Here is a 22,451-nt window from a genome sequence, read left to right on the forward strand (position 1 = left end):
CCAGAAGTAGAAAAACCAGATGAAAATAAAAAACCAGATGCTGAAACAATTAAAGATGGTGAATACAGCATCAATTTTAAAGCGTTAAAAGATCAAACAGACGAAATTTCAATGATGAACACATATACAAAAAGTCCAGGTGTGCTAAAAGTAAAAGATGGTAAGAAGTATGTATCATTTACGTTAACGAACAGTTCTTGGATTACAAAATTTGAATTTGAGAAAAATGGTTCGTTTGTTGATGCAAATGTAATAAGTGAAGATAAAAAAGCTGATACACGCGTAGTGGAAGTAGAAGTGCCAGATTTATCGAAAAAGTTAAATGCAAAAGTAAAAGTAGATATCGATTCAATGAATTATCACCATTTTTACGATATTCAATTTTCATTTGATAAAGGTAGCATTAAGCCGTTAGATAACCAAGGTGGAAACGACAATCAAGGTGGAAACAATAACCAAGATAATAACACAACAATTGATCCAAAAGCTCTTAAAGATGGTGAATACAGCATTGGCTTTAAAGTGTTAAAAGATCAAACAGATGAAATCTCAATGATGAACACATACACAAAAAGCCCAGGTGTATTAAAAGTAAAAGATGGTAAGAAATACGTATCGTTTACATTAACAAATAGTACATGGATTACGAAATTTGAATTTGAGAAGAATGGTTCTTTCGTTAATGCAAAAGTGTTAAGTGAAAATAAAGAACAAAATACAAGAGTAGTAGAAGTAGAAGTAAACGATTTGTCTAAAAAATTAAATGCAAAAGTAAAAGTTGATATTGATTCAATGAATTATCACCATTTCTACGATGTTCAATTTGTATTTGATCAAGACAGTATTAAAGCTTTAGGGAACCAAGGTGGAAACAACAACCAAGGTGGAAATAATAACCCGAGAGTAATAGTTGATCCGAAAAATTTAGTAGATGGCCAATATGATATTACATTTAAAGTATTAAAAGATAAAACAGATGAAATTTCAAAGATGCATGACTATGTTGTAAATCCAGCGAAATTAATCGTAAAAGATGGTAAAAAATACATTGAGATGACGCTGAAAAATAGTGCGTGGATTACGAAATTCCAAACGGAAAACAAGGAACTATTCGCTGATGCGAAAGTAGTAAGCGAAGATAAAAATGCAAATACGCGAGTAGTACAGTTTGAAGTAGAAGATCTATTTAAAAAATTAAACGCAAAAGTAAAGGTAGACATCGATGAGATGAACTATCATCATTTCTACGATGTACAAATTCAATTTGATACAAATAATATCGGCGCGTTAGGAACTATTAAAGAGGAACCGAAGAATGAACCGGAAAATCCAGTGACTACACCGAAAGTAGATAATGTAAAAACAGTAGGTACTCCTGATTTTAACCGAAATGCAGATGGTCAGAAGAAAAAAGAAGATACAAAAAATGATTCAAAAAAAGAGAAAAACTCAAAAACTGCAGATACAGCACAACTTGGTTTATATATGGTGTTACTGCTAGGTTCACTTGCTTTACTAGTTCGTAAATATAGAGCAGGTAGATTGTAATTTTTGGAGTCTTGATGCATGTTCGCGTGCATCAAGACTTGTTTCATATTGTATGGAAGGGAGTGGTGATTGAGAGTGAAGAAAATCGTAAGTGTACTAATGGCTATCATTTTGTTAATGAGTATAGCCGGGTGCTCGTCACCAAAAAAAGAAACAGCAAAGCAGGTAAAGAGTGAGAGTAAAGAGCGCGTTGTTGCAACAACAGTGGCTGTTACTGAAATTATGGATGCGTTAGAAGTAGATTTAGTCGGTGTTCCAACAAGTTCTAAAACTTTACCGAAGCGATATAAAGGTTTACCTGAAGTTGGGAATCCAATGAGTCCAGATATGGAAAAGGTAAAGTCATTAAAGCCTTCAGAAGTGTTATCTGTGACAACACTTGAATACGAATTAAAGCCAGTTTTTGATGGTGTGGGTATGAAAGCAAACTTTTTAGATTTAACGAGTTTAAAAAATATGCAAAGTTCTATTAGCGATTTAGGTAAGAAATATGGACGTGAAAAACAGGCTGAAGCAGTAGTAACTAAGTTAGATAAAAAGGTTGCTAGCATTCAAAAGGAAGTAAAAGGAAAGAAAGAACCGACAGTGCTTATTTTATTAGGTGTGCCGGGAAGTTATTTAGTAGCAACAGAGCATTCTTATATTGGAGATTTAGTAAAACAATTAGGTGGTAAAAATATTGTGCAAGGTGAACAAGTAGAATATTTAGCTTCTAATACAGAGTATTTAAAGAAAGCTGATCCAGATATTATTTTACGAGCAGCTCATGGTATGCCTGATGAGGTTGTAAAAATGTTTGATAAAGAATTTAAAACAAATGATATTTGGAAACACTTTGCTGCGGTTAAAAATAACCGTGTTTATGATTTAGAAGAGCGTTTATTTGGAACGACAGGCAATTTAGCAGCAATTGAAGCTTTAGATGAATTGAAAAAAATGATGTATCCGTGATGCATTTTAATATAAAGGAAGAGTAGAATGAATAAAAAAACTTGGAGTTTCCTCATTGTTACTGCATTGCTCATTGTTATGACATCATTGTCAGCGATGAAAGGGAGTTTAGAAGTAGGTATTGTTGAACTTGTACAAGGGATATTTATAGGTGGAAATGAAGATGTTGAAGTCATTAAAGATTTACGTTTCCCTCGTATTATTATTGCGCTGTTCACTGGAGCGGCTCTTGCTGTTTCAGGGGTGCTTTTTCAAGCTGTTATGAAGAATCCACTCGCTGATGCTGGGGTAATCGGTATATCTTCAGGAGCAAGTTTTATGACACTCGTTATTATTACTTTGTTCCCGCAATTCTTTTTCTGGACCCCCGTATTCGCCTTTTTAGGTGGTGCGCTTGCGTGTTATCTCGTTTATTCGTTTTCATGGAAGTCAGGGTTAAGCCCACTTCGCATTATTTTAATTGGTATTGCCATTAATGCGATGTTTACTGGATTAAATGAATCATTCGTTACGATTTGTGGGTATTTTATTAAAAGTATTAAGCAAACGACGACTTCTAACATAACAATGAAGACGTGGGGCGATGTAGAAATAATGGTGACTTATGGAACGATTGGTCTTATTCTTGCTCTGTTCGTAGGAGCTTGGTGTAACTTATTATCGCTACAAGATAAGACTGCGAAAAACTTAGGCTTGCACGTGACGAGAGTTCGTCTTATTATTTCTGCCATTGCAGTACTCTTAGCGGCAGTATCAACAGCGATTGCAGGTGTTATTGCTTTTGTAGGATTGCTAGTTCCGCATATTTCAAGACAATTGGTCGGTTCAGACCATAAAGTATTAATTCCATTTTCTGCTCTTGCAGGGGCGTTATTAATTTTGACGGCGGATACGATTGGAAGGTTAATTGTGCCACCTAATGAAATTCCAGCAGCAACAATTATGGCGGTTATTGGTGGTCCATTCTTAATATTCTTGCTTAGAAAGAGTGATAAAGTTCATGGAAATTAAAAATGTAACCTTTTCATATGATAACGTAACAAATCGTTTAAAGTCTGTTAGTAGTGAAATAGAAATTGGGAAAATTACAACAATCATTGGCCCGAATGGATGCGGGAAATCAACATTACTTAGTGTCATGTCTAGAAATCACGTTCCTAGCAGTGGAGAAGTAATACTTGATGGGAAAGCGATTAGTGAATATAAACCGAAAGAGTTTGCTAGAAAGCTAGCAGTTGTCCACCAACAAAATGAGGCTCCAGCAGATATTACAGTGGAAAAGCTAATAAGCTTTGGGCGTATGCCATATAAAAATATTTTCTCTCCGCAAACAGATGAAGATAGAGAAGCGATAGAGCGTGCACTAGTATGTACGAATTTACAAAGTAAGCGTGATAAGCCAATCTATGCTTTATCCGGTGGAGAGAGGCAGCGAGTTTGGATCGCAATGACATTAGCTCAAAATACACCAATGCTTTTCTTAGATGAACCGACAACCTATTTAGATATTTACTATCAGCTAGAAATATTAGAATTAGTGAAAGAGTTAAATGAAGTGTATGGATTAACGATTGTAATGGTATTACATGATATTAATCAAGCCATTCGTTATAGCGACCATATTATCGTTATGAAAGATGGAGAGATCATTACGAAAGGTAATCCTAATGATGTAATAACAGAAGAGATGGTTAAAGCAATATATGGTGTAGATGTCATTGTAAAACAGGATGAAGATACTGGATTGTATATGGTACCTATGGGAATCTAAAGGCTGAGTATAATCCGTTTTGAGGTGATAATTTGAATAGCAAGAACGGACGGAAAAAGAATTCTTTTTTTCAACGCATACTTACAATTGCGTTTTTAGGAATCTTTTTCTATTCAATGTATGAGTTGGGTGGGATTTTCATGGATTATTATGAAAATCGTAAAGTAATGGCTGAGGCACAACATATTTATAAAAGAAGTCCAATGGAAGAAAAATCGGAAGACGGAGAGGTACGTAAACAGTTTCAGGATCTCCAGAAAATTAATCCAGAGATAGTCGGATGGATTACGATGGATGATACACAAATTAATTATCCAATCGTTCAAGCAAAAGATAATGATTACTATTTATTTCGTAATTATAAAGGTGAAGATATGAGAGCGGGAAGCATTTTTATGGACCATCGTAATGATGTGAAATCTCAAAATCGAAATACGATTTTATATGGCCATCGTATGAAAGACGGTTCTATGTTTGGTAGTTTAAAAAAAATGTTGGATGAAGACTTTTTCATGTCCCATCGTAAATTATATTACGATACATTATTTGAAGGATACGACGTTGAAGTTTTTTCAGTATATACGACAACAACGGACTTTTATTACATTGAAACGAATTTTGAAAATGATGCAGTATATACATCGTTCTTAAAGGAAGTTCAAGAAAAATCACTGTACAAAACGGATACGGAATTGACGGCTAATGATGAAATCGTAACACTTTCTACTTGTGACTATGCGCTTGATCCAGAGGCTGGAAGGCTAGTTATACACGCAAAGTTAGTAAAAAGAAATTAAAGAAAAAAGTATAGAATATGAGAAGTGATAGATAACGCTTCTCATATTCTATACTTTAAAAAAGAACTGTTTTTACTGTGCTGCAGCCATTGGCATACGTACAACTTTTACATCATAGTAAGCAATTTTATTATCAAGAATATATTCTGGCATTCCACCTTGATGTGAGTGAGCATCTTTAAATGCGGCGCTCTTTGTCCAACCTTGGAAATCTTCTTTTGCATTCCATCGAGTGCTAATTGTTACCTCGTCATAATCAACTGTATTTTGCGTTAAAAGAACTTCTAGACCTAAAAAGCCTGGCATCGTTTCAACTTTACCTACTTTATTAAAACGCTCAATTAATTTATGTCCATTTCCCTTTGTAATTTTAGCTGTATTTGTAACAATAATCATGTTTATTCCTCCTATAAATGTAGCTATATTTTCAAGAACTCATATACATTAAATGATAATGAAAATCATTATCATTGTCAATGGTAAATGTGAAATATATAATTTTTTTCTATTATTTTGGACAGTGAGATTTCCATTTCAAAACGTAGTAAATATGTGGCGGTTAAGTGCGAGAATGAGCGAGTTGTACTAGCAAAGCAATAATATGGTATAGTGAAACGAGGCTGTTTTTTCAGGCTCGTTTTTTAAATGCTTCCTATAGAGAAAGCATGCAAATGGAAAGGAAGTTATTATATGCGATCAGAAGTAACTATAAAAATAAAACCGAAATTTATAAAAGAAATTAAAAGTGGATATCCACTTATTTTAAAAGATGCAATTCAAAATTTAAACGATGTTCGTGAAGAAGGGACAATCATCAAAGTAGTAGATGAGAAGAACAACTTTGTCGGAAAAGGTTATTATGGAAAACAAAATAAAGGATACGGCTGGATTTTAACGAGAAAAGAGAGTGAACAAATTAATCAATCTTTCTTTGAAAGTAAAATCAAATCTGCCTTACATAAACGAAAACAATTTTATAAATCAAGTGATACGACAGCATTCCGCGCCCTAAACGGTGAAGGTGATGGTCTTGGCGGACTAATTATCGATTATTATGACGGCTACTACGTAGTAAGTTGGTATAGTGAAGGGATTTATACTTTCAGAGATGAGATTATAGCAGCTCTGCAAAAAGTAGCAAACTTTAAAGGCATTTATGAGAAGAAGCGTTTTGATACGAAAGGGAAATATATTGAGGGTGATGATTTCGTAGCAGGAGAGCGCGGTGAGTTCCCGCTTATCGTAAAAGAGAACGGTGTGAACTTCGCTGTTTATTTAAATGACGGGGCAATGGTTGGAGTATTTTTAGATCAACGTAACGTTCGAAAACAAATTCGTGATAAATATGCAAAGGGAAGAACAGTGTTAAATATGTTCTCTTATACAGGTGCTTTCTCTGTATTTGCAGCGCTTGGCGGAGCGAGTAAAACGACGAGTGTTGACCTTGCAAATCGTAGTTTAAGTAAAACGATTGAGCAGTTTAGTGTCAATGAAGTTGATTATGAAGCACAAGATATTATTGTAGAAGATGTATTTCTTTACTTCAAATATGCAGCTAAGAAAAAGATGAAATTTGATATGGTCGTACTTGATCCTCCAAGCTTCGCCCGATCAAAAAAATATACATTTAGTGCAGCAAAAGATTATAAAAATTTATTGAAAGAAACAATTGCTATTACAGAAAATAACGGTATTATCGTTGCTTCTACAAATTGTAGTGCATTCGATATGAAAAAGTTTAAAGGCTTTATCGATACAGCCTTTAAAGAAATGAATGGCAAATATAAAATATTAGAAGAACATTCTTTACCAGAAGATTTCCGTACCATTGATCAATTTAAAGAAGGAGACTATTTAAAAGTAGTTTTCATCGAGAAAATTAAAGGTTAATAAAGAAAAAGGAGCTCGAGTTTACTTGAGCTCCTTTTCTTATTGAACGATATTTTGTACTCTACCGACTTGCCCGTCCTGCAATCGCACTTTAATGCCATGTGGATGGGAAGGGGAGTTTGTTAAAATATCTTTTACAATGCCACGTGTTAATTTGCCTGTTCGTTGATCTTGTTTTAATACAATATCAACTTCAAGACCGGGTGCGATATTAGAACGTTTTTGTCCGTTCATTTACACACCTGTACGTCTACGTTGGTTGTTTGTCTTCTTTGTTTGTTGGTTTTGTAATTTTTTCGTTTCTTGGTTTTGATTTTTTGCATTTTGACCATTTCCATTTCCTTGCTTTTTCTTAGCAAGTTGTTCACGCATTAAATCAGCTAAGCTTACTTTTTTGTTTTCTGACATGATAAGTCTCCTTTATATAAAGTTAATTATGAACAATCGTAGTGAATTTCATCATATCATTGTTAAGGAAGGAAGGGAAGTTGGTTTGAAAATTCATATAACTGTTTCCAGCATTCATTCGTTGCGATACAATTGATATGTTAATGTTTGTAAAAAAAGGGGATAGACATATGTCACATCATATTTTATTAGTTGAAGATGATATTTCAATTCAAGAGATGGTGGAAAAATATTTATTAAAGGAAGGCTTTCAAGTTACGATGGCGTCTGACGGGGAAGCAGGGGTGCAAACCTTTTTTAAATCATCTTTTGATTTAGTGATCCTTGATATAATGATGCCGAAGTTAGACGGATTAGAGGTTGTACGTATTATTCGTGAAAAAAGTGCTGTTCCGATTTTAATGATGTCGGCAAAAGATACAGATGTTGATAAAGCTGTTGGCTTAGGACTTGGAGCAGATGATTACATTTGTAAGCCATTTTCTATGATTGAATTGGCTGCACGTGTAAAAGCAGGGATTCGGCGGTCTACGAAATACTCGGCTACAGAAACAACAGAAAAGATGATTCAGATTGGCGATTTAACAATCGATCCAATTAATTTTACTGTAGAAAAAAACGGGAACCCTCTCAAGCTCACTTTAAAAGAATTTGAGATTTTAAAACTGTTCGTAAAAAATCAAAATCGTGTATTTACAAAAGCGCAAATATATACGTTAGTTTGGAATGAAGAGTATTACGGTGATGATAACGTTATTAATGTTCATATGAGAAGATTGCGTGAGAAAATTGAAAGTGATCCATCTAATCCAGAATATATTAAAACGTTATGGGGCATCGGCTATAAGTTGGAAGTGATGTAATATGGTCAATTTGTTAATAGGTATTATTTTTATATTGTTATGTGTCATTTATATGCAATATAAAATGAGAAAAAATAGTAGTAAAAATTTACGATACACATATGAAAAGTTAGAAAGTATTGTAAATGACAAAACAGGCGAGACGTTACTCGTTATGACAGATGATCTAGAATTGCAAAAATTATTAGTGGCAATTAATCAATTATTAGATGCAAAACAGAAAACGAATGCAGATCATGCCAAAGTAGAAATTTCGATGAGAAAAATGCTTTCAAATATTTCGCATGACTTGAAAACACCACTAACAGTTATTCTTGGATATACAGAAATGTTAAATAAGGATAAAACGATAAGTGAAGAAGAACAACAAATATTACTTGAAAAAGTGCATACGAAAACATTAGAAGTGATGGAGCTAATTCATAAGTTTTTTGATTTGGCAAAATTAGAATCTGGTGACAAAGCAATTGAAATGACAAAAGTAAATATGAATGAAGTTTGCCGCGAGAAGATTTTATCTTTTTATGATTTAGTGACGACGAAAGGTTTTCAGGTTCATATTGATATACCAGAAAGAAATATATACGCACTTGGAAATGTAGAAGTATTAGGCAGAGTATTGAATAATTTAATATCAAATGCAATTACATATGGAGATGATGGAAAGACACTCGGTATGACTTTAAGAGATGATGAAACGAGTGTGTATATAGACGTATGGGATAAAGGAAAAGGAATTGATGAATCTCATATTGATAAAGTGTTTGAGCGAATGTACACACTTGAAGATTCAAGAAATAGATCGTACCAAGGAAGCGGTCTAGGATTAACGATTACGAAACGGCTTGTGGAAGCGATGGACGGAGAAATACATCTTTCTAGTAAGCCCTATGAAAAAACAATTTTTACAGTTGTATTAAAAAAGATGCTGTTTTAGCTTGTAGAGAAGTAAATTCTACAAGCTTTTTTTCAGCGTAAGGAATTTGTAAGGAACGGGTAAGAAAAAAGAGATTTCTGTTGTCTATTATAGAAATATAGAGTATTGCGAAAGGGGAAAGTAACATGACATATATAGTAAAAACAAACCAGTTAACGAAAGTGTTTAAAGGGAAAGAAGTTATTTCCGGTGTTAACATGCATGTGAAAAAAGGAGAAATTTATGGTTTTTTAGGACCAAACGGTGCTGGTAAAACAACGATTATGAAAATGATTACAAATTTAATAAAACCGACGAGTGGTGATATAGAAATTTTCGGTGAGAAATTAACAGATACATCGTATGAAGTATTAAAAAGAATGGGGACAATTATTGAATACCCAATCTTTTATGATAAATTAACGGCGAAAGAAAACTTAGACCTGCATTGTGAATATATGGGCTACTACGATAAAAATGCAATTGACCATGCTTTACATTTAGTGAAACTACAAGGGGTAGATAATAAAAAAGTAAAAGATTTTTCATTAGGAATGAAACAACGACTCGGTATTGCAAGGGCAATCGTGACAAAGCCAGAATTGCTCATTTTAGATGAACCAATTAACGGTTTAGATCCAATTGGCATTAAAGAGTTACGAGACTTATTTAAAATGCTCTGCAAAGAATACGGTATTACATTATTAGTTTCTAGTCATATTTTAGGTGAGATGGAATTAATGGCCGATACAATTGGTGTGATTCAAAATGGAAAACTAATAAAAGAAGTTTCAATGAAGAGTATTAACGGAAAGCAAACAGAGTACATTGAAATCACTGTTCCTGATGTGAAACGTGCAGCTTATATTTTAGAAGATAAACTTGGTATAAAAAACTACAAAATAATGAGTGGAACCATGATTCGTGTGTATGATACGTCAGTGTCTCAGCAGGCCATTTCAAAAGCACTTATTATGAACGATGTGGAAATTGAAAGTATTAATAAGAAACATAGTTCCTTAGAAGAATATTTCTTAAATGTAATGGATGGAGAAGGTATTCATGCTTAATGGACTGTGGCTGAACCTGGTAAGTGGATTTATCGTAATGCTAATAAGTGGAATTTTATATTATAGAAAACCAGAGCGGAAATGGTTGTTAATTCTACTAGTGATAGGAATGTTAAGCTTCGTTACTGCTGGAATTAGAATGTTAGCAGCATAAAGACAGTTATATAAAGAATGGAGGAGTGGTTTGTATGCTTAGATTAATGAAGCTCGAATGGAAGAAACATAAATTATCTAGTTACTTTAAAGGGGTAGCAATTTGTATTATAGCAATTTTCGCTGCAGTAAGCCTTATGGCGTTGGGAATTAAAGCCGAGGGAGACGTGCTCTTCTTTGACTTCACGCAACAAATGGTTTTAATAAACACTTTTATTAGGATAACATTCATTATTTTTAGTTCGGTCATTTTATCACGGTTAGTAATAGACGAGTATAAGAACAAAACAATGCAACTATCGTTTATGTACCCGCTGCAAAGGAAAATGCTAATGAGGGCGAAATTAACAATTGTTTTTTGTTTTTGTTTTGTGAGCACGATTATCGCTACTTTCATTATTAGTTTGCTCGTTTATTTTGTGAGTCCAATGATGGGACTGATTGAAACACCTGCTACGATAGGCGAAATAATAGCTATCGTTCCAGCTACTATTATAAGTGCATTTATGATATCTGGTATAAGTTTAATTCCTTTATTTTTTGGAATGAGAAAGAAATCGACACCTACAACGATTACTTCCGCAGTAATAATTGGTATGCTGATTAGTGGTAACGTTGGGGCTGGAAACGGTCAAGTAAGTATGTTTGATTTTATAGCTATCCCAATTGTGCTCTGTTTATTAGGGATTTTCATTAGTTATCTATCTTATCGTAAAATCGACAAGGTTGATGTGGCATGAAGTAAGCTTAAAACAACAACGAACTGGGGTATGAATGGTGAAAAAGATAATAGTAATTGCAATTTTACTTATTACAATTGCTAGTGTGGTTTTGGGGGTTAAGGTGTTTCAGGGGAAAGGAGGACTATCATGTTACGTCTTATGAAGCTAGAATTGAAAAAATTTAAGCTTGGCTGGTACGTAAAAGGGGCAGTTATTGTAAATATTACTATACTGGCATTAATGATCTTTACGAGCATCGTTGCTCAAGTAGAAGGTGATCCGGAAATAAGAGATCCGCAGATGATGTTGTTAACGGCTAGTACATTAGTAAGAGCAACATTTATTGTTTTTGGTAGTGTGTTAATCGCAAGGTTAATAATTGGTGAATATAAAAATAAAACAATAATACTTATGTTTTCTTATCCTATTAATCGGAGAAAAATGATGATTAGTAAGTTGGTCATTACAGCGACATTAACATTTATAACAGTTATTGTATCTAACATTTTAATAGTAGGAGTTTTCTTTGGGATAGATAGCTATTTTTCAATTCTTCCTAATCCATTTACAGTAGATCAATTAGTGCAAGAAGGAATAAATCTTGTTCCTTTAGCCATTGCAACTGCGGGAATAAGTTTAATCCCGCTATATTTCGGAATGCGTAAACGTTCAGTGCCAACTACAATTGTTTCATCTATTATTGTTGTGTCAATCGCAATTAATAACCAGCCAATATTTCCGATAGCGACTTTTCTACCTCTTCAATTCACATTTGCAGCGATCGGTATGGTGATTGCTTATTTTGGGATTAAAAATATTGAGAGTGAAGATGCATTATAAAGTTTCACATGAAACAAGTTACAGAAAAAGACAAGATATGTAAACATCTTGTCTTTTTTGTCGTTACATTTTAGGAGCTTCCATTCCAGCCGCAGCCCATTCTTCTTTTGCGGGACCATATACGCCAGGAACTGTTAAGCCGGCTTGTCGCATTAAAACCGTCATTTGCCCGCGGTGGTGATTTTGATGATTAATGAGTGTCATTAAAAATATAGAATTCGGCATAGGGCGACCAAAGAAGTCATTAATAGTAGCTAAGTCTTTATCAGTCCATTTACTTTGAAGTGTTTCAACAAAAGCCGCGTTTACTTTACGGTATTCATCTGCAATTGTTTTTGCAGAAGTTGGAACAGGATAATCTTTCGTTTCTCCTTCAAACTTTAGCCCTGTGCCAGATAGTATCACATGAATTGCCGTCACGATATGCCAAGCAACTCTTCCTAAAGTCCAATGTTCAGGTGCAATTTCCTGTGATAAAGATGCATCGGTTAATGAATCAAGCATTTTCTGAGTAGACTCTGCTTCGTATGTCCATGATTGTAAAAAGCCTTCAATTGTTTGGTACATTATTGTTATCCCCCTCTACTTATGTTCATAGATTAAGTTCGAGAAGAAATGACAAGTTCCCTTTATGTTTTAATGATGGTATTTAAAATTTTATATATAAATTTTATGATACTATTGAGTGTATATAGAATTATATTAATTTAGGGAGATATTATGAAAAGATTGATTTTAGGAATCATAATTTTATTTTTAATGGTAGGATGTAGCAATGAAACCTATAAAAAAGCAATGGATCAAGGGAAATTGGCGTTAGCGAGTAAAGAATATGACACGGCAGTAGCATCATTTGAGCTAGCATTAGAAGAGAAAAAGGATGATAAAGAAGCAAAGGTATTAAAAGACCAAACTACTAAGATGATAAGTTCGATAAAAGAGAAATCGAGTGGAAATATAGAACAAGCAATAGGTTTGTTTCAAGAAGTAGAAAAGATGAAAGATGGTTCCGCAATCCTTCAAAGTCAAGCGAAAGAACAAAAAGATTCGCTCATAGAGCATAAAGAGTTAAAAGGTCAATATATAGGTCAATTGGAAAAGGCAGAGAAGTTAAAGAGTGATAAAAAGTATGAAGAGGCTAAAGGGATAGTAAATAAAATTGTTAACGATACTGGCCAAAATCAACAATTTATTTCGGAAAATCAACGGGCCGAAGAGCTGAATAAGCAAATCGATGGCTTACTAACTCAACAAGCAGAAGTTAAGAAAAAAGAGGAAGAGTTAAAAAATGAAAAGAAAAAAGAGGCTGATATTGGAAAGTTAAAGGGGTCTTGGATGTCATCAGAAAGTACAGACAGGCCAGTTGGGTTGGAAATAGAATCTATTAATAGTGAGAAAACAGGCGGAGAATTTATGGAACATAATATTTTTGGGAAAGGGACTACTATAGGAGACTTTCGAATATTAAGTGTGGACCAAGGGATTATTTCTGTAGAGCTTGTATTTTTAGTGGGGGAAATAAAGCATAAGGCTGATTTGAAAATTGAGGAGAACACATTAACTGTACATCATGAGTTTATGGGGAGTACTAAATCTGTGAAATTAGTGAGATCAGAGTAATTTATCCGGCTATTCGTCGGACAGTAAAACTTCCACCTCAAGATTCGGCTGGAGCAAAGAAGTTAGGTGGGAGATCCACTGCTCATAAAAGTCCGATTGGTGTGGGCTAATAATCAGCGGGGATGAAGAAACCCCCCACTAATTAAAGTTTCACTTTATTTAGTATATAAAAAGGAGGCTTCTAAAACGAAGCCTCCTTTTTAATTAACCTTCTTCCCACTCTTCCTCATCAACCATAAGAAATAAGGTGCTCCAAGTACAGCAACGACAAGTCCAGAAGGAATTTCTTTCGGATATGCAATTGTTCGTCCGAGTAAATCAGCAATGGAAAGAAGGATTGCTCCAAATAGTGCGGAGCAAACGAATAATCTTTGATGATTCATACCAACGACGATTCGTGCTAAGTGTGGCGCAACAAGACCTAGAAAGGCAATTGTACCGACAGCTGCGATATTTACAGATGCAAGTAGTGTTGCTAACACAATGAGGGCAAGGCGCGTTTTATTTACTGGTTGCCCGAGTCCCGTTGCTAAATCGTCTCCAAGTACGAGAACATCAAGTTGTTTTATTAAGAAAAAGATAATGAATACAAGAATTAGCGATGGATATAGAATGATATTTTCTAAGTGATTCCATCCTCTTGCATACGTGCTACCTGATAGCCATGTTAAAGCAGCAGCAACGTTCAAATTTGCTCTAACGATAAAGATTTGAATAATCGCTGAACCGAGAGCTGAAATACCAATTCCTATTAAAGCAAGGGCTGTTGGGCTAAATCCTGATTTCCATGAGAAGAAGAGAACAATTCCAACTGCAAGTAGTCCGCCGATAAATGCACCAATTGGTAGGAAGAAACCAGGAAGTGCGGGAAAGACATACATAATAGTTAAAGCACCAACACCAGCTCCCGATGAAATACCAATAATAGAAGGATCGGCGAGTGGGTTTCGTAATATACCTTGGAAAACAAGCCCACTTATTGCAAGGCATGCGCCAGCAATAGCAGCAACGAGCATTCTTGGTAAACGAAGGTTCATCATCATATTTTTATCAAATTGTGTTAATTGTCCTGATATAACATTTGTAATACTTTCGATATAAGCGTTACTACCGATTGTAACACCAAGAGTAATTGTCACAATGCAAAGTGTGATAGAGATAATGATTACCTTTTTATAAGAGTAATAGCGAGAACTAGCTCCAGCTGCATTCGCTCCGTTATCATTCATATATTGTTTCGATTTCATCATTCGATAGACTAAGTAAATAAGCCAAGGTGATCCAATCATTGCCGTGACTGCTCCGACAGGAAGTTCAGCCCCAGTTGGATCTATTAGTCTACCAACGACATCAGCTCCAAGTAATAGTACAGCTCCCCATAAGAAAGAAGAGAGAAGGAGAGTAAAGTGTTGACGGTAGCCAATAAGACGCATTAAATGTGGTGCAACTAAGCCAACAAATCCAATTGGTCCAACAACAGTTACAATTACTGCTGTTAAAAAGATCGCAGCAATGAAGGCGATAAGACGTGTTACTGCTGTTTTTTCACCAAGAGAAACAGCGACATCATCACCAAGTAAGAGAATGTTGAGTTTACGAGACATAAATAGTAAAACTAGGAAAGAAATAATGATAAATGGAAAAGCAAATTGAACGCCATCCCAGTTATTTTGAATAAGAGATCCAGCTCCCCATAAAAATAAACCAGCTGTTTCATTTTCATAGAAAAGCTGCATCGTTCCAGTAAAGGCAGAAAGCATTAATGTAACGACCATACCAGCTAGTGCCATTCTAAGTGGGGTTCCCTTTTTTCCACCAGAAATACGGTATACAAATAAAGCGGTAATAGCACCGCCGATAAATGTGAAAAGAAGTGAATTAATTTGCAGACCTTTTGGTAAAAAAATTGTAGCCGCTACTAGAAAGAAATATGCGCCAGAGTGAATACCCATTGTACTGGATTCAGCAAGTGGATTTTTCGTTAATGTTTGTAAAATGACCCCAGATGCAGCAAGAGCACCTCCAGCTAAAATGGCAATTACGGCCCTAGGTAATCGAAGCATAATTAAAGTTTGATGCTCTAGTGATTGGTTCGGTGAGATAAGAGCATCAATAATCATACTATAGGAAATGTTTGCTTGACCTTGTCCGATATGAATAAAGAAAAGGAGGAGCAAGAGAGCTGCTCCTCCTCCGAATACAAGACTTGCTCGAAGTGTATGTTGTAGGCTATTCATTGTGTAATCACTTCTTCGCTGTCATTACATCTGCTACTTGTGTTGCTAAAGATGTTGCAGACTCAGGACCACCGAAAATCCAAGTGTCGCCTTTTAATTTATACATTTTGTTTTCTTTTTTGAACTTTAATTCTTCCCAAGCAGGGTTGCCTTTTAGTTGAGTGTCAAAAATGTTATCTTCATCCGCTACAATGTAAATGAAGTTTGAATCTTGTACACTTTGTAATGATTCTACAGTTGTTTGTTTGAAACCATCTGGCTCAGATTTTCCTGCTTCAAAAGTATTTGTTAAACCTAATTTTTTTGTAACTTGTAAAGCTAAAGAATTGTCAGTTAAGATACGGAATGTTGGTACGTTTTTAGCAGTAAATGCTTGTGCCATTGCGATGTTTTTATCTTTTAAGTCTGCTTTCTCAATTTTTGCTTTTGCATCAGCGAAGGCTTTATCCATATCAGCTAATACTTTTTTACCTTCTTCTTCTTTTCCAACTGCTTTTGCAATTTGTTTAAATGTTTCTGTCATTTCAGCAAAGTGATCGTTATTGCTTGTTGATGGATCAAACATAACTGTTGGTGCAATTTGCTCTAATTCATTTTTAATTGCTTTACTACGGAATGAAGCTGTGATAATTAAATCTGGTTTTAAACGGCTAATTTCTTCTAAGTTTGGTTGTTGACGTGTCCCTACATCTACAACATCTTTACTTGGTTTTGTTTTTGTATTTACCCATTTATTATAATTCTTAATGTCTGCCATCCCTACTGGCTGAACACCAAGTGCTAATAAGTCTTCTGAATATACCCACTCAAGTACAACTACTTTTTTCGCTGGTTTATCTAACTTTGTTTCCCCTTCAGCGTGTTTAATTGTTATAGCTTGATTTTTATTGTCCGCTTTTGTTTCCTTTTTCTCCTCTTTTTGCTGTCCGCATCCAACAGCGAATAGAAGAACTACTATGAAAATACTGATAATTTTCTTCATCTTCTGCCCCCAAATTAAGTGTTTTTTGTAACTAGCACCATAAGTGAAAATGGTTATCAATTACAACACCCAAATCATACTATGAGGATAATTTAAGTGTCAATATTTTTTTAAAATTTTGACTAGAAATAACAAGTTATACGGATTTTTATATATTATAGTTGCTATTTATGAAGAATCAGCCTCTTTACTAAAAAGATTGGCGAATGTGGAAAGTTTAAATGGGAACTTGTCTGTGTACGAAAGCGTAATGTGTATGGTTAATAATCTGTGGAGATGGGGCGAAAGTACAAGCAAAAGGAGAGTGAATCGCATGTAATAATTACTAGAATGTATGGAGGAAATCTGTGTTTTATCCCCCACTAGGCTAAGTATTTCTTTGTTATTTAGATAGGTGTTTTTTGATTCGGTGATTACGCTAAAAAGATCGAATGTAAAGGAAGTGATCAACATGTCTTCATGGAGCAATAACATAAATGGATATTGTGGGTGTAATAATCAAAATGGTGTACATGTTGATTCATGCTGTTTTAGTTGCGATGGGACAGTTCCTAAGGTTGGTCCAACCGGTCCGACGGGAGCGACAGGAATAACAGGAGCAACAGGCTCAACGGGAGCGACAGGAGTAACAGGCGACACAGGGGCAACGGGAGTGACAGGAGTAACAGGAGCGACGGGAGTAACAGGCGATACAGGTCCAACGGGAGCGACAGGAATAACAGGAGCAACAGGCCCAACGGGAGTGACAGGAATAACAGGGGCAACGGGTCCAACAGGAGCAACAGGTGGCACAGGCCCAACGGGGGCGACAGGAGTAACAGGCGACACAGGGGCAACGGGAGCGACAGGGATAACAGGAGCAACAGGCCCAACGGGAGCGACAGGCCCAACAGGCACAAGTATAACGGCAACATACGCATTTGCAAATAATACGTCGGGAACAGCAATATCGGTACTACTAGGTGGAACAAATGTCCCGCTTCCAAACAATCAGAATATCGGTCCAGGTATTACAGTGTCTGGGGGGAACACAGTATTTACGGTTGCAAATGCAGGGAACTATTATATTTCATATACAATTAATATAACCGCTTCATTATTAGTTAGTTCACGAATTACAATTAATGGGGCACCGCTTGCTGGGACTATTAATTCTCCTGCATTAGCAACGACATCATTTAGTGCGACAATTATTACGACCCTTGCGGCGGGGAGTGCAATTAGTTTGCAATTATTTGGTTTGTTAGCTGTTGCGACATTATCAACAACTACCCCAGGAGCGGTATTAACGATTATAAGATTAAGTTAATGACAAACTCTCTTACTCTTTTAAGATTAGGAGAGTTTCTACATATAATAAGAAGTTAATGAAGTAAAGCATAGTTATAAAAAGTCAGAATATTATGATTGTAACGCTATGGTGACTATAATATAATGAAAATAACCATCATGAATGAACATTCATTTATCCCGCATTAACGGGCAGTAAGATCCCGCCTCAAAATTCAGCGAAAGTAAAGAAGTTAGCTGGGTGATTAACTGCCCGTAAAATCCCGATTGGTGTGGGCTAATAATCAGTGGGGCTGAAAAATCCCCACTGATTAAAGTTTCACTTTATTTTTTATGTATTTGAAGGGGGAATGAAGGTGGAAAAAACATGGTTGAAAAGTTATCCAGAGGAAATTCCTAGTACGATTTCTTATGATATTCAGCCACTTCATGGATATGTAGAACAGATGGCTTCTCGCTACCCAGAAAAGAAAGCGCTTCACTTTTTAGGGAAGGATATTACGTTTTCGGACTTCCATGATAAGGTGAAGAGGTTTGCAAATTATCTTCAAAAGCTCGGTGTGGAAAAGGGTGATCGAGTTGCTATTATGTTGCCGAATTGTCCGCAAGCTGTAATTGGTTATTACGGTACATTACTTGCGGGAGGTATCGTAGTACAAACCAATCCACTGTATACAGAAAGGGAATTAGAATATCAGCTTCATGACTCGGGAGCAAAAGTAATTCTTTGTCTCGATTTAGTGTTTCCAAGAGTAACGAATGTTCAATCTGCTACAAAAATTGAGCATATTATCGTAACTCGTATTGCAGACTTTTTACCATTCCCTAAAAATCTATTGTATCCATTTGTGCAGAAAAAACAGTCGAATTTAGTTGTGAAAGTATCAGAGAGTGAAACGATTCATCTTTGGAATTCAGTAGAAAAAGAAGTGAATACGAATGTTGAGGTGCCTTGTGATCCTGAAAATGATCTAGCTCTTTTACAGTACACAGGAGGAACAACCGGATTTCCAAAAGGAGTTATGTTAACGCATAAAAACCTCGTTTCTAACACTTTGATGGGAGTGCATTGGTTATATAATTGTAACGAAGGTGAAGAAGTCGTCCTTGGGGTTCTTCCATTTTTCCATGTTTATGGTATGACAGCTGTTATGAATTTAAGTATTATGCAAGGATACAAAATGGTCCTTATTCCAAAGTTTGATATGAAAATGGTTTTTGAAGCGATTAAGAAGCATAAAGTGACATTGTTTCCAGGGGCTCCAACTATTTATATCGCTCTTTTAAATAGCCCGCTTTTAAAAGAATACGATATTTCTTCTATTCGTGCTTGTATTAGTGGATCAGCACCACTGCCAGTAGAAGTACAGGAAAAGTTCGAAAAAGTTACAGGTGGTAAACTAGTAGAGGGATATGGTTTAACAGAATCATCTCCGGTTACACATAGTAATTTTTTATGGGAAAAGCGAGTGCCGGGTAGCATTGGAGTTCCGTGGCCAGATACAGAGGCAATCATTATGTCACTTGAAACTGGTGAGGCATTACCACCAGGAGAAATAGGGGAAATTGTAGTGAAAGGTCCTCAAATTATGAAAGGATACTGGAATAAGCCAGAGGAAACAGCGGCTGTATTGCAAGATGGCTGGCTCCATACAGGTGACGTTGGATACATGGATGAAGATGGATTCTTCTATGTAAAAGATCGCAAGAAAGATATGATTGTCGCGAGTGGATTTAATGTGTATCCTCGTGAAGTTGAAGAAGTATTATATGAGCATGAAAAAGTGCAAGAAGTAGTGACAATTGGAGTTCCAGATCCGTACAGAGGAGAGACAGTTAAAGCATTTGTTGTGTTAAAAGAAGGTACGGAGTGCTCTGAGGAAGAATTAAATCAGTTTGCACGTAAATATTTAGCGGCTTATAAAGTGCCGAAAGTATATGAGTTTAGAGATGAATTGCCGAAAACGACAGTAGGGAAAATTTTACGCCGTGTTTTAATGGATGAAGAGAAGAGAAAGAATGAGGATGAGCAAACGGGCTAAGGCCCTTTCTTTTTGAAAAAATAGGATTGACACTTTTCTAAATAGTCAGTATTATAAGAATATGAATGACTATTCATTCAGTCATCTTCTTGAAGGGGACAGTAAAGTGAAGAAAAATAGACCGAAATACAATCAAATTATTGATGCGGCAGTCATTGTGATTGCGGAGAATGGGTACCACCAAGCGCAAGTTTCTAAAATCGCAAAGCAAGCTGGGGTAGCTGATGGCACGATTTATTTATATTTTAAAAATAAAGAAGATATATTAATATCCTTATTCCAAGAGAAGATGGGAGATTTTGTCGAAACAATTCGTCAAAAAACAGCAGGAATTGAAAGCGCTGTATCGAAGTTATTCATGTTGGTAGAAACGCACTTCTTGCTGTTGTCACAAAATGATCCCCTTGCTATCGTTACGCAATTAGAGCTCAGGCAGTCCAATCAAGACTTGCGCCTTAAAATAAATGAAGTATTAAAAGGCTACTTACAAGTTATGGATGAGATTTTAGAGACTGGTATAAAACAAGGTGAATTTCAAGCAGATTTAAATGTTCGCGTGGCAAGACAAATGATCTTTGGAACAGTAGATGAAGTTGTGACCAATTGGGTAATGAGCGATCATAAGTATGATCTGGTCGCACTTTCAAAAACGGTACATGGGCTACTCATTGCAGCTTGTGGTTATCGTCAATAATGGGAGGGATCATGTTGAAATTCCTATCTGTAAGAGTTGAAGATCATATCGCGGTGGCGACGTTAAATCATGCACCAGCAAATGCGATGTCTTCACAAGTTATGCATGACGTTACTGAATTAATTGATCAAGTGGAAAAGGATGATAACATTCGTGTTGTTGTTATTCACGGTGAAGGACGTTTCTTCTCAGCAGGAGCAGATATTAAAGAATTTACATCTGTTACTGAAGCGAAGCAAGCAACAGAATTAGCACAGCTTGGACAAGTTACGTTTGAGCGTGTTGAAAAATGTTCAAAACCAGTTATTGCGGCAATTCATGGAGCGGCACTGGGCGGCGGCCTTGAGTTTGCTATGTCTTGCCACATGCGCTTTGCAACTGAAAGTGCAAAACTTGGTTTACCTGAATTAACACTTGGATTAATTCCTGGCTTTGCAGGTACACAGCGCTTACCACGTTATGTTGGGAAAGCAAAAGCTTGTGAAATGATGTTAACAAGTACACCAATTACTGGTGCAGAAGCATTGAAATGGGGACTTGTTAACGGATTGTTCTCTGAAGAATCACTTTTAGATGATACGCTTAAAGTCGCAAAACAAATTGCTGGAAAAAGTCCAGCAACAACTCGTGCTGTACTAGAGTTATTGCAAACGACCAAATCGTCTCATTACTATGAAGGTGTACAACGTGAATCACAAATTTTTGGTGAAGTATTTACGAGTGAAGATGGAAGAGAAGGTGTAGCTGCATTTTTAGAAAAGCGTAAACCTTCATTTAGTGGCAGGTAGTTCAATTATTTTTTTAATATAAATTAACAGAAAATTAAAATTGATAGAATCTTTCTGAAAAACAAGGGGGTAAATGGAATGAACATCTACGTACTCATGAAACGAACATTTGATACAGAAGAAAAAATCGTAATTAAAAACGGTGCAATTTACGATGGCGAAGCGGAATTCATCATCAACCCTTACGATGAATATGCAATTGAAGAAGCAATTCAAGTAAGAGACGCACAAGGTGGAGAAGTTACAGTTGTAACAGTCGGTGGCGAAGATAGTGAGAAAGAACTTCGTACTGCATTAGCGATGGGCTGTGATAAAGCGGTATTAATTAATATTGAAGATGATGTAGAAAATGGTGACCAGTTCACGACAGCAAAAGTGCTTGCTGAATATTTAAAAGATAAAGATGCAGATCTAATTTTAGGTGGAAACGTTGCAATTGATGGTGCATCTGGACAAGTAGGTCCACGCGTAGCTGAAGCGTTAAATATTCCGTATGTAACGACAATTACAAAACTTGAAATTGACGGTACAAATGTGAAGATTGAGCGTGATGTTGAAGGTGATACAGAAGTGATTGCAACTTCATTACCAGTGTTAGTAACAGCACAGCAAGGTTTAAATGAACCTCGTTATCCATCGCTTCCAGGTATTATGAAAGCGAAGAAAAAGCCACTAGAAGAATTAGAATTAGATGATTTAGATTTAGAAGAAGATGATGTGGAAGCAAAGACAAAAACAATTGAAATCTATTTGCCTCCTAAGAAAGATGCAGGAAAAGTGTTACAAGGCGAGCTGCAAGATCAAGTAAAAGAACTTGTATCGTTGCTCCATACAGAAGCGAAAGTAATCTAATAAAATACGAAATTATA

The 22,451-nt window shown here is 35.7% G+C and carries 24 protein-coding genes; 18 read left to right on the forward strand and 6 right to left on the reverse strand.

Annotated elements, in window-relative coordinates; translation table 11 throughout:
• The 5 genes from CN409_RS20365 to srtB form a co-directional block, all read left to right on the forward strand.
• A partial coding sequence (locus CN409_RS20365; protein WP_141527721.1) for an NEAT domain-containing protein occupies positions 1-1,548 on the forward strand: 1,548 nt, incomplete at its 5' end.
• Positions 1,549-1,617: 69 nt separating this feature from the next.
• Positions 1,618-2,499 carry a heme ABC transporter substrate-binding protein IsdE gene (gene isdE / locus CN409_RS20370; RefSeq protein ID WP_001264109.1) on the forward strand — a complete coding sequence of 294 codons (882 nt, stop codon included), beginning with the start codon at positions 1,618-1,620 and terminating at the stop codon, positions 2,497-2,499.
• A gap of 27 nt (positions 2,500-2,526) precedes the next feature.
• The gene (locus CN409_RS20375; protein ID WP_001036829.1) at positions 2,527-3,510 is read left to right on the forward strand and encodes a FecCD family ABC transporter permease; all 984 of its coding nucleotides are present in this window, start codon (positions 2,527-2,529) and stop codon (positions 3,508-3,510) included.
• Entirely contained in the window at positions 3,500-4,270 is a 771-nt protein-coding gene (locus CN409_RS20380) for an ABC transporter ATP-binding protein (protein WP_000403765.1), read from the forward strand. The genes CN409_RS20375 and CN409_RS20380 overlap by 11 nt, the downstream gene beginning before the upstream one ends.
• 32 nt (positions 4,271-4,302) lie before the next feature.
• Positions 4,303-5,067: a class B sortase gene (gene srtB / locus CN409_RS20385; RefSeq protein ID WP_097981781.1), complete on the forward strand. Its 765-nt coding sequence runs from the start codon at positions 4,303-4,305 to the stop codon at positions 5,065-5,067.
• Between the two features lie 72 nt (positions 5,068-5,139).
• Here the strand turns inward: srtB and isdG are convergent, their stop codons facing one another.
• Complete coding sequence (isdG, locus tag CN409_RS20390) at positions 5,140-5,463, reverse strand: heme oxygenase (RefSeq protein WP_000587818.1); 324 nt, start codon at positions 5,461-5,463, stop codon at positions 5,140-5,142.
• 294 nt (positions 5,464-5,757) lie between these two features.
• Here isdG and CN409_RS20395 point away from each other — a divergent pair, with 294 nt between their 5' ends.
• Entirely contained in the window at positions 5,758-6,957 is a 1,200-nt protein-coding gene (locus CN409_RS20395; protein WP_001255945.1) for a class I SAM-dependent rRNA methyltransferase, read from the forward strand.
• 39 nt (positions 6,958-6,996) lie between these two features.
• Here CN409_RS20395 and CN409_RS20400 read toward each other — a convergent pair whose 3' ends face one another.
• Together CN409_RS20400 and CN409_RS31940 are read right to left on the reverse strand one after the other, a co-directional pair.
• On the reverse strand, positions 6,997-7,191 hold the full coding sequence (locus CN409_RS20400; protein ID WP_001014310.1) for a YwbE family protein: 195 nt from the start codon (positions 7,189-7,191) through the stop codon (positions 6,997-6,999).
• Entirely contained in the window at positions 7,192-7,365 is a 174-nt protein-coding gene (locus CN409_RS31940) for a hypothetical protein (RefSeq protein ID WP_001293576.1), read from the reverse strand.
• A gap of 170 nt (positions 7,366-7,535) precedes the next feature.
• Here CN409_RS31940 and CN409_RS20410 point away from each other — a divergent pair, with 170 nt between their 5' ends.
• From CN409_RS20410 to CN409_RS20435, 6 genes are all read left to right on the forward strand, one after another.
• Positions 7,536-8,228, forward strand: a complete 693-nt coding sequence (locus CN409_RS20410) for a response regulator transcription factor (protein ID WP_000018046.1) — start codon at positions 7,536-7,538, stop codon at positions 8,226-8,228.
• 1 nt (position 8,229) lies between these two features.
• Positions 8,230-9,165, forward strand: coding sequence for a HAMP domain-containing histidine kinase (locus CN409_RS20415; protein WP_000247674.1), 936 nt, complete (start codon positions 8,230-8,232; stop codon positions 9,163-9,165).
• Between the two features lie 125 nt (positions 9,166-9,290).
• Positions 9,291-10,214, forward strand: a complete 924-nt coding sequence (locus CN409_RS20420; RefSeq protein WP_000221121.1) for an ABC transporter ATP-binding protein — start codon at positions 9,291-9,293, stop codon at positions 10,212-10,214.
• Positions 10,207-10,368: a hypothetical protein gene (locus tag CN409_RS31945; protein ID WP_000931814.1), complete on the forward strand. Its 162-nt coding sequence runs from the start codon at positions 10,207-10,209 to the stop codon at positions 10,366-10,368. Before CN409_RS20420 ends, CN409_RS31945 begins: the two co-directional genes overlap by 8 nt.
• Positions 10,369-10,402: 34 nt before the next feature.
• The gene (locus CN409_RS20430; protein WP_000945208.1) at positions 10,403-11,107 is read left to right on the forward strand and encodes an ABC transporter permease; all 705 of its coding nucleotides are present in this window, start codon (positions 10,403-10,405) and stop codon (positions 11,105-11,107) included.
• A gap of 129 nt (positions 11,108-11,236) precedes the next feature.
• Positions 11,237-11,929 carry an ABC transporter permease gene (locus CN409_RS20435; protein ID WP_000945191.1) on the forward strand — a complete coding sequence of 231 codons (693 nt, stop codon included), beginning with the start codon at positions 11,237-11,239 and terminating at the stop codon, positions 11,927-11,929.
• 63 nt (positions 11,930-11,992) lie between these two features.
• Here CN409_RS20435 and CN409_RS20440 read toward each other — a convergent pair whose 3' ends face one another.
• Positions 11,993-12,496 (reverse strand): DinB family protein, encoded by a 504-nt coding sequence (locus CN409_RS20440; RefSeq protein ID WP_097890894.1) that lies wholly within the window; start codon positions 12,494-12,496, stop codon positions 11,993-11,995.
• Positions 12,497-12,649: 153 nt separating this feature from the next.
• Here CN409_RS20440 and CN409_RS20445 point away from each other — a divergent pair, with 153 nt between their 5' ends.
• On the forward strand, positions 12,650-13,549 hold the full coding sequence (locus tag CN409_RS20445) for a tetratricopeptide repeat protein (protein WP_000825582.1): 900 nt from the start codon (positions 12,650-12,652) through the stop codon (positions 13,547-13,549).
• Between the two features lie 200 nt (positions 13,550-13,749).
• Here CN409_RS20445 and fhuB read toward each other — a convergent pair whose 3' ends face one another.
• Both fhuB and CN409_RS20455 read right to left on the reverse strand, forming a co-directional pair.
• A complete protein-coding gene (fhuB, locus tag CN409_RS20450; RefSeq protein WP_001087104.1) occupies positions 13,750-15,786 on the reverse strand; it encodes a Fe(3+)-hydroxamate ABC transporter permease FhuB in 2,037 nt (678 codons plus the stop codon).
• A gap of 7 nt (positions 15,787-15,793) precedes the next feature.
• Complete coding sequence (locus tag CN409_RS20455; protein WP_016099004.1) at positions 15,794-16,768, reverse strand: ABC transporter substrate-binding protein; 975 nt, start codon at positions 16,766-16,768, stop codon at positions 15,794-15,796.
• A gap of 451 nt (positions 16,769-17,219) precedes the next feature.
• Here CN409_RS20455 and CN409_RS20465 point away from each other — a divergent pair, with 451 nt between their 5' ends.
• The 5 genes from CN409_RS20465 (at position 17,220) to etfB (ending at position 22,434) form a co-directional block, all read left to right on the forward strand.
• Positions 17,220-18,077: a BclA C-terminal domain-containing protein gene (locus CN409_RS20465; RefSeq protein ID WP_086390965.1), complete on the forward strand. Its 858-nt coding sequence runs from the start codon at positions 17,220-17,222 to the stop codon at positions 18,075-18,077.
• Positions 18,078-18,414: 337 nt separating this feature from the next.
• Entirely contained in the window at positions 18,415-20,100 is a 1,686-nt protein-coding gene (locus CN409_RS20470) for a long-chain-fatty-acid--CoA ligase (RefSeq protein ID WP_000416317.1), read from the forward strand.
• 106 nt (positions 20,101-20,206) lie between these two features.
• Entirely contained in the window at positions 20,207-20,794 is a 588-nt protein-coding gene (locus CN409_RS20475) for a TetR/AcrR family transcriptional regulator (RefSeq protein ID WP_000742213.1), read from the forward strand.
• Between the two features lie 11 nt (positions 20,795-20,805).
• The gene (locus CN409_RS20480) at positions 20,806-21,582 is read left to right on the forward strand and encodes an enoyl-CoA hydratase (RefSeq protein WP_000911292.1); all 777 of its coding nucleotides are present in this window, start codon (positions 20,806-20,808) and stop codon (positions 21,580-21,582) included.
• A 78-nt stretch (positions 21,583-21,660) separates the two neighbouring features.
• Positions 21,661-22,434 carry an electron transfer flavoprotein subunit beta gene (gene etfB / locus CN409_RS20485; RefSeq protein ID WP_001029028.1) on the forward strand — a complete coding sequence of 258 codons (774 nt, stop codon included), beginning with the start codon at positions 21,661-21,663 and terminating at the stop codon, positions 22,432-22,434.
• The last annotated feature ends 17 nt before the right edge of the window (positions 22,435-22,451 follow it).

This window comes from Bacillus sp. AFS012607, from assembly GCF_002558005.1.
In the GTDB taxonomy this organism is placed as follows: domain Bacteria; phylum Bacillota; class Bacilli; order Bacillales; family Bacillaceae_G; genus Bacillus_A; species Bacillus_A thuringiensis_S.

Excerpts from the sequence above, each read along its gene's own strand:
- CN409_RS20465 (WP_086390965.1), top strand. The coding sequence starts at position 17,220 with ATGTCTTCATGGAGCAATAACATAAATGGATATTGTGGGTGTAATAAT.
- CN409_RS31945 (WP_000931814.1), top strand. The coding sequence starts at position 10,207 with ATGCTTAATGGACTGTGGCTGAACCTGGTAAGTGGATTTATCGTAATG.
- CN409_RS20375 (WP_001036829.1), top strand. The coding sequence starts at position 2,527 with ATGAATAAAAAAACTTGGAGTTTCCTCATTGTTACTGCATTGCTCATT.
- CN409_RS20455 (WP_016099004.1), bottom strand. The coding sequence starts at position 16,768 with ATGAAGAAAATTATCAGTATTTTCATAGTAGTTCTTCTATTCGCTGTT.
- CN409_RS20400 (WP_001014310.1), bottom strand. The coding sequence starts at position 7,191 with ATGAACGGACAAAAACGTTCTAATATCGCACCCGGTCTTGAAGTTGAT.
- fhuB (WP_001087104.1), bottom strand. The coding sequence starts at position 15,786 with ATGAATAGCCTACAACATACACTTCGAGCAAGTCTTGTATTCGGAGGA.
- CN409_RS20380 (WP_000403765.1), top strand. The coding sequence starts at position 3,500 with ATGGAAATTAAAAATGTAACCTTTTCATATGATAACGTAACAAATCGT.
- etfB (WP_001029028.1), top strand. The coding sequence starts at position 21,661 with ATGAACATCTACGTACTCATGAAACGAACATTTGATACAGAAGAAAAA.
- CN409_RS20420 (WP_000221121.1), top strand. The coding sequence starts at position 9,291 with ATGACATATATAGTAAAAACAAACCAGTTAACGAAAGTGTTTAAAGGG.
- CN409_RS20480 (WP_000911292.1), top strand. The coding sequence starts at position 20,806 with ATGTTGAAATTCCTATCTGTAAGAGTTGAAGATCATATCGCGGTGGCG.
- CN409_RS20415 (WP_000247674.1), top strand. The coding sequence starts at position 8,230 with ATGGTCAATTTGTTAATAGGTATTATTTTTATATTGTTATGTGTCATT.
- isdG (WP_000587818.1), bottom strand. The coding sequence starts at position 5,463 with ATGATTATTGTTACAAATACAGCTAAAATTACAAAGGGAAATGGACAT.
- CN409_RS20440 (WP_097890894.1), bottom strand. The coding sequence starts at position 12,496 with ATGTACCAAACAATTGAAGGCTTTTTACAATCATGGACATACGAAGCA.
- CN409_RS20410 (WP_000018046.1), top strand. The coding sequence starts at position 7,536 with ATGTCACATCATATTTTATTAGTTGAAGATGATATTTCAATTCAAGAG.
- CN409_RS31940 (WP_001293576.1), bottom strand. The coding sequence starts at position 7,365 with ATGTCAGAAAACAAAAAAGTAAGCTTAGCTGATTTAATGCGTGAACAA.
- CN409_RS20395 (WP_001255945.1), top strand. The coding sequence starts at position 5,758 with ATGCGATCAGAAGTAACTATAAAAATAAAACCGAAATTTATAAAAGAA.
- CN409_RS20430 (WP_000945208.1), top strand. The coding sequence starts at position 10,403 with ATGCTTAGATTAATGAAGCTCGAATGGAAGAAACATAAATTATCTAGT.
- CN409_RS20445 (WP_000825582.1), top strand. The coding sequence starts at position 12,650 with ATGAAAAGATTGATTTTAGGAATCATAATTTTATTTTTAATGGTAGGA.
- CN409_RS20435 (WP_000945191.1), top strand. The coding sequence starts at position 11,237 with ATGTTACGTCTTATGAAGCTAGAATTGAAAAAATTTAAGCTTGGCTGG.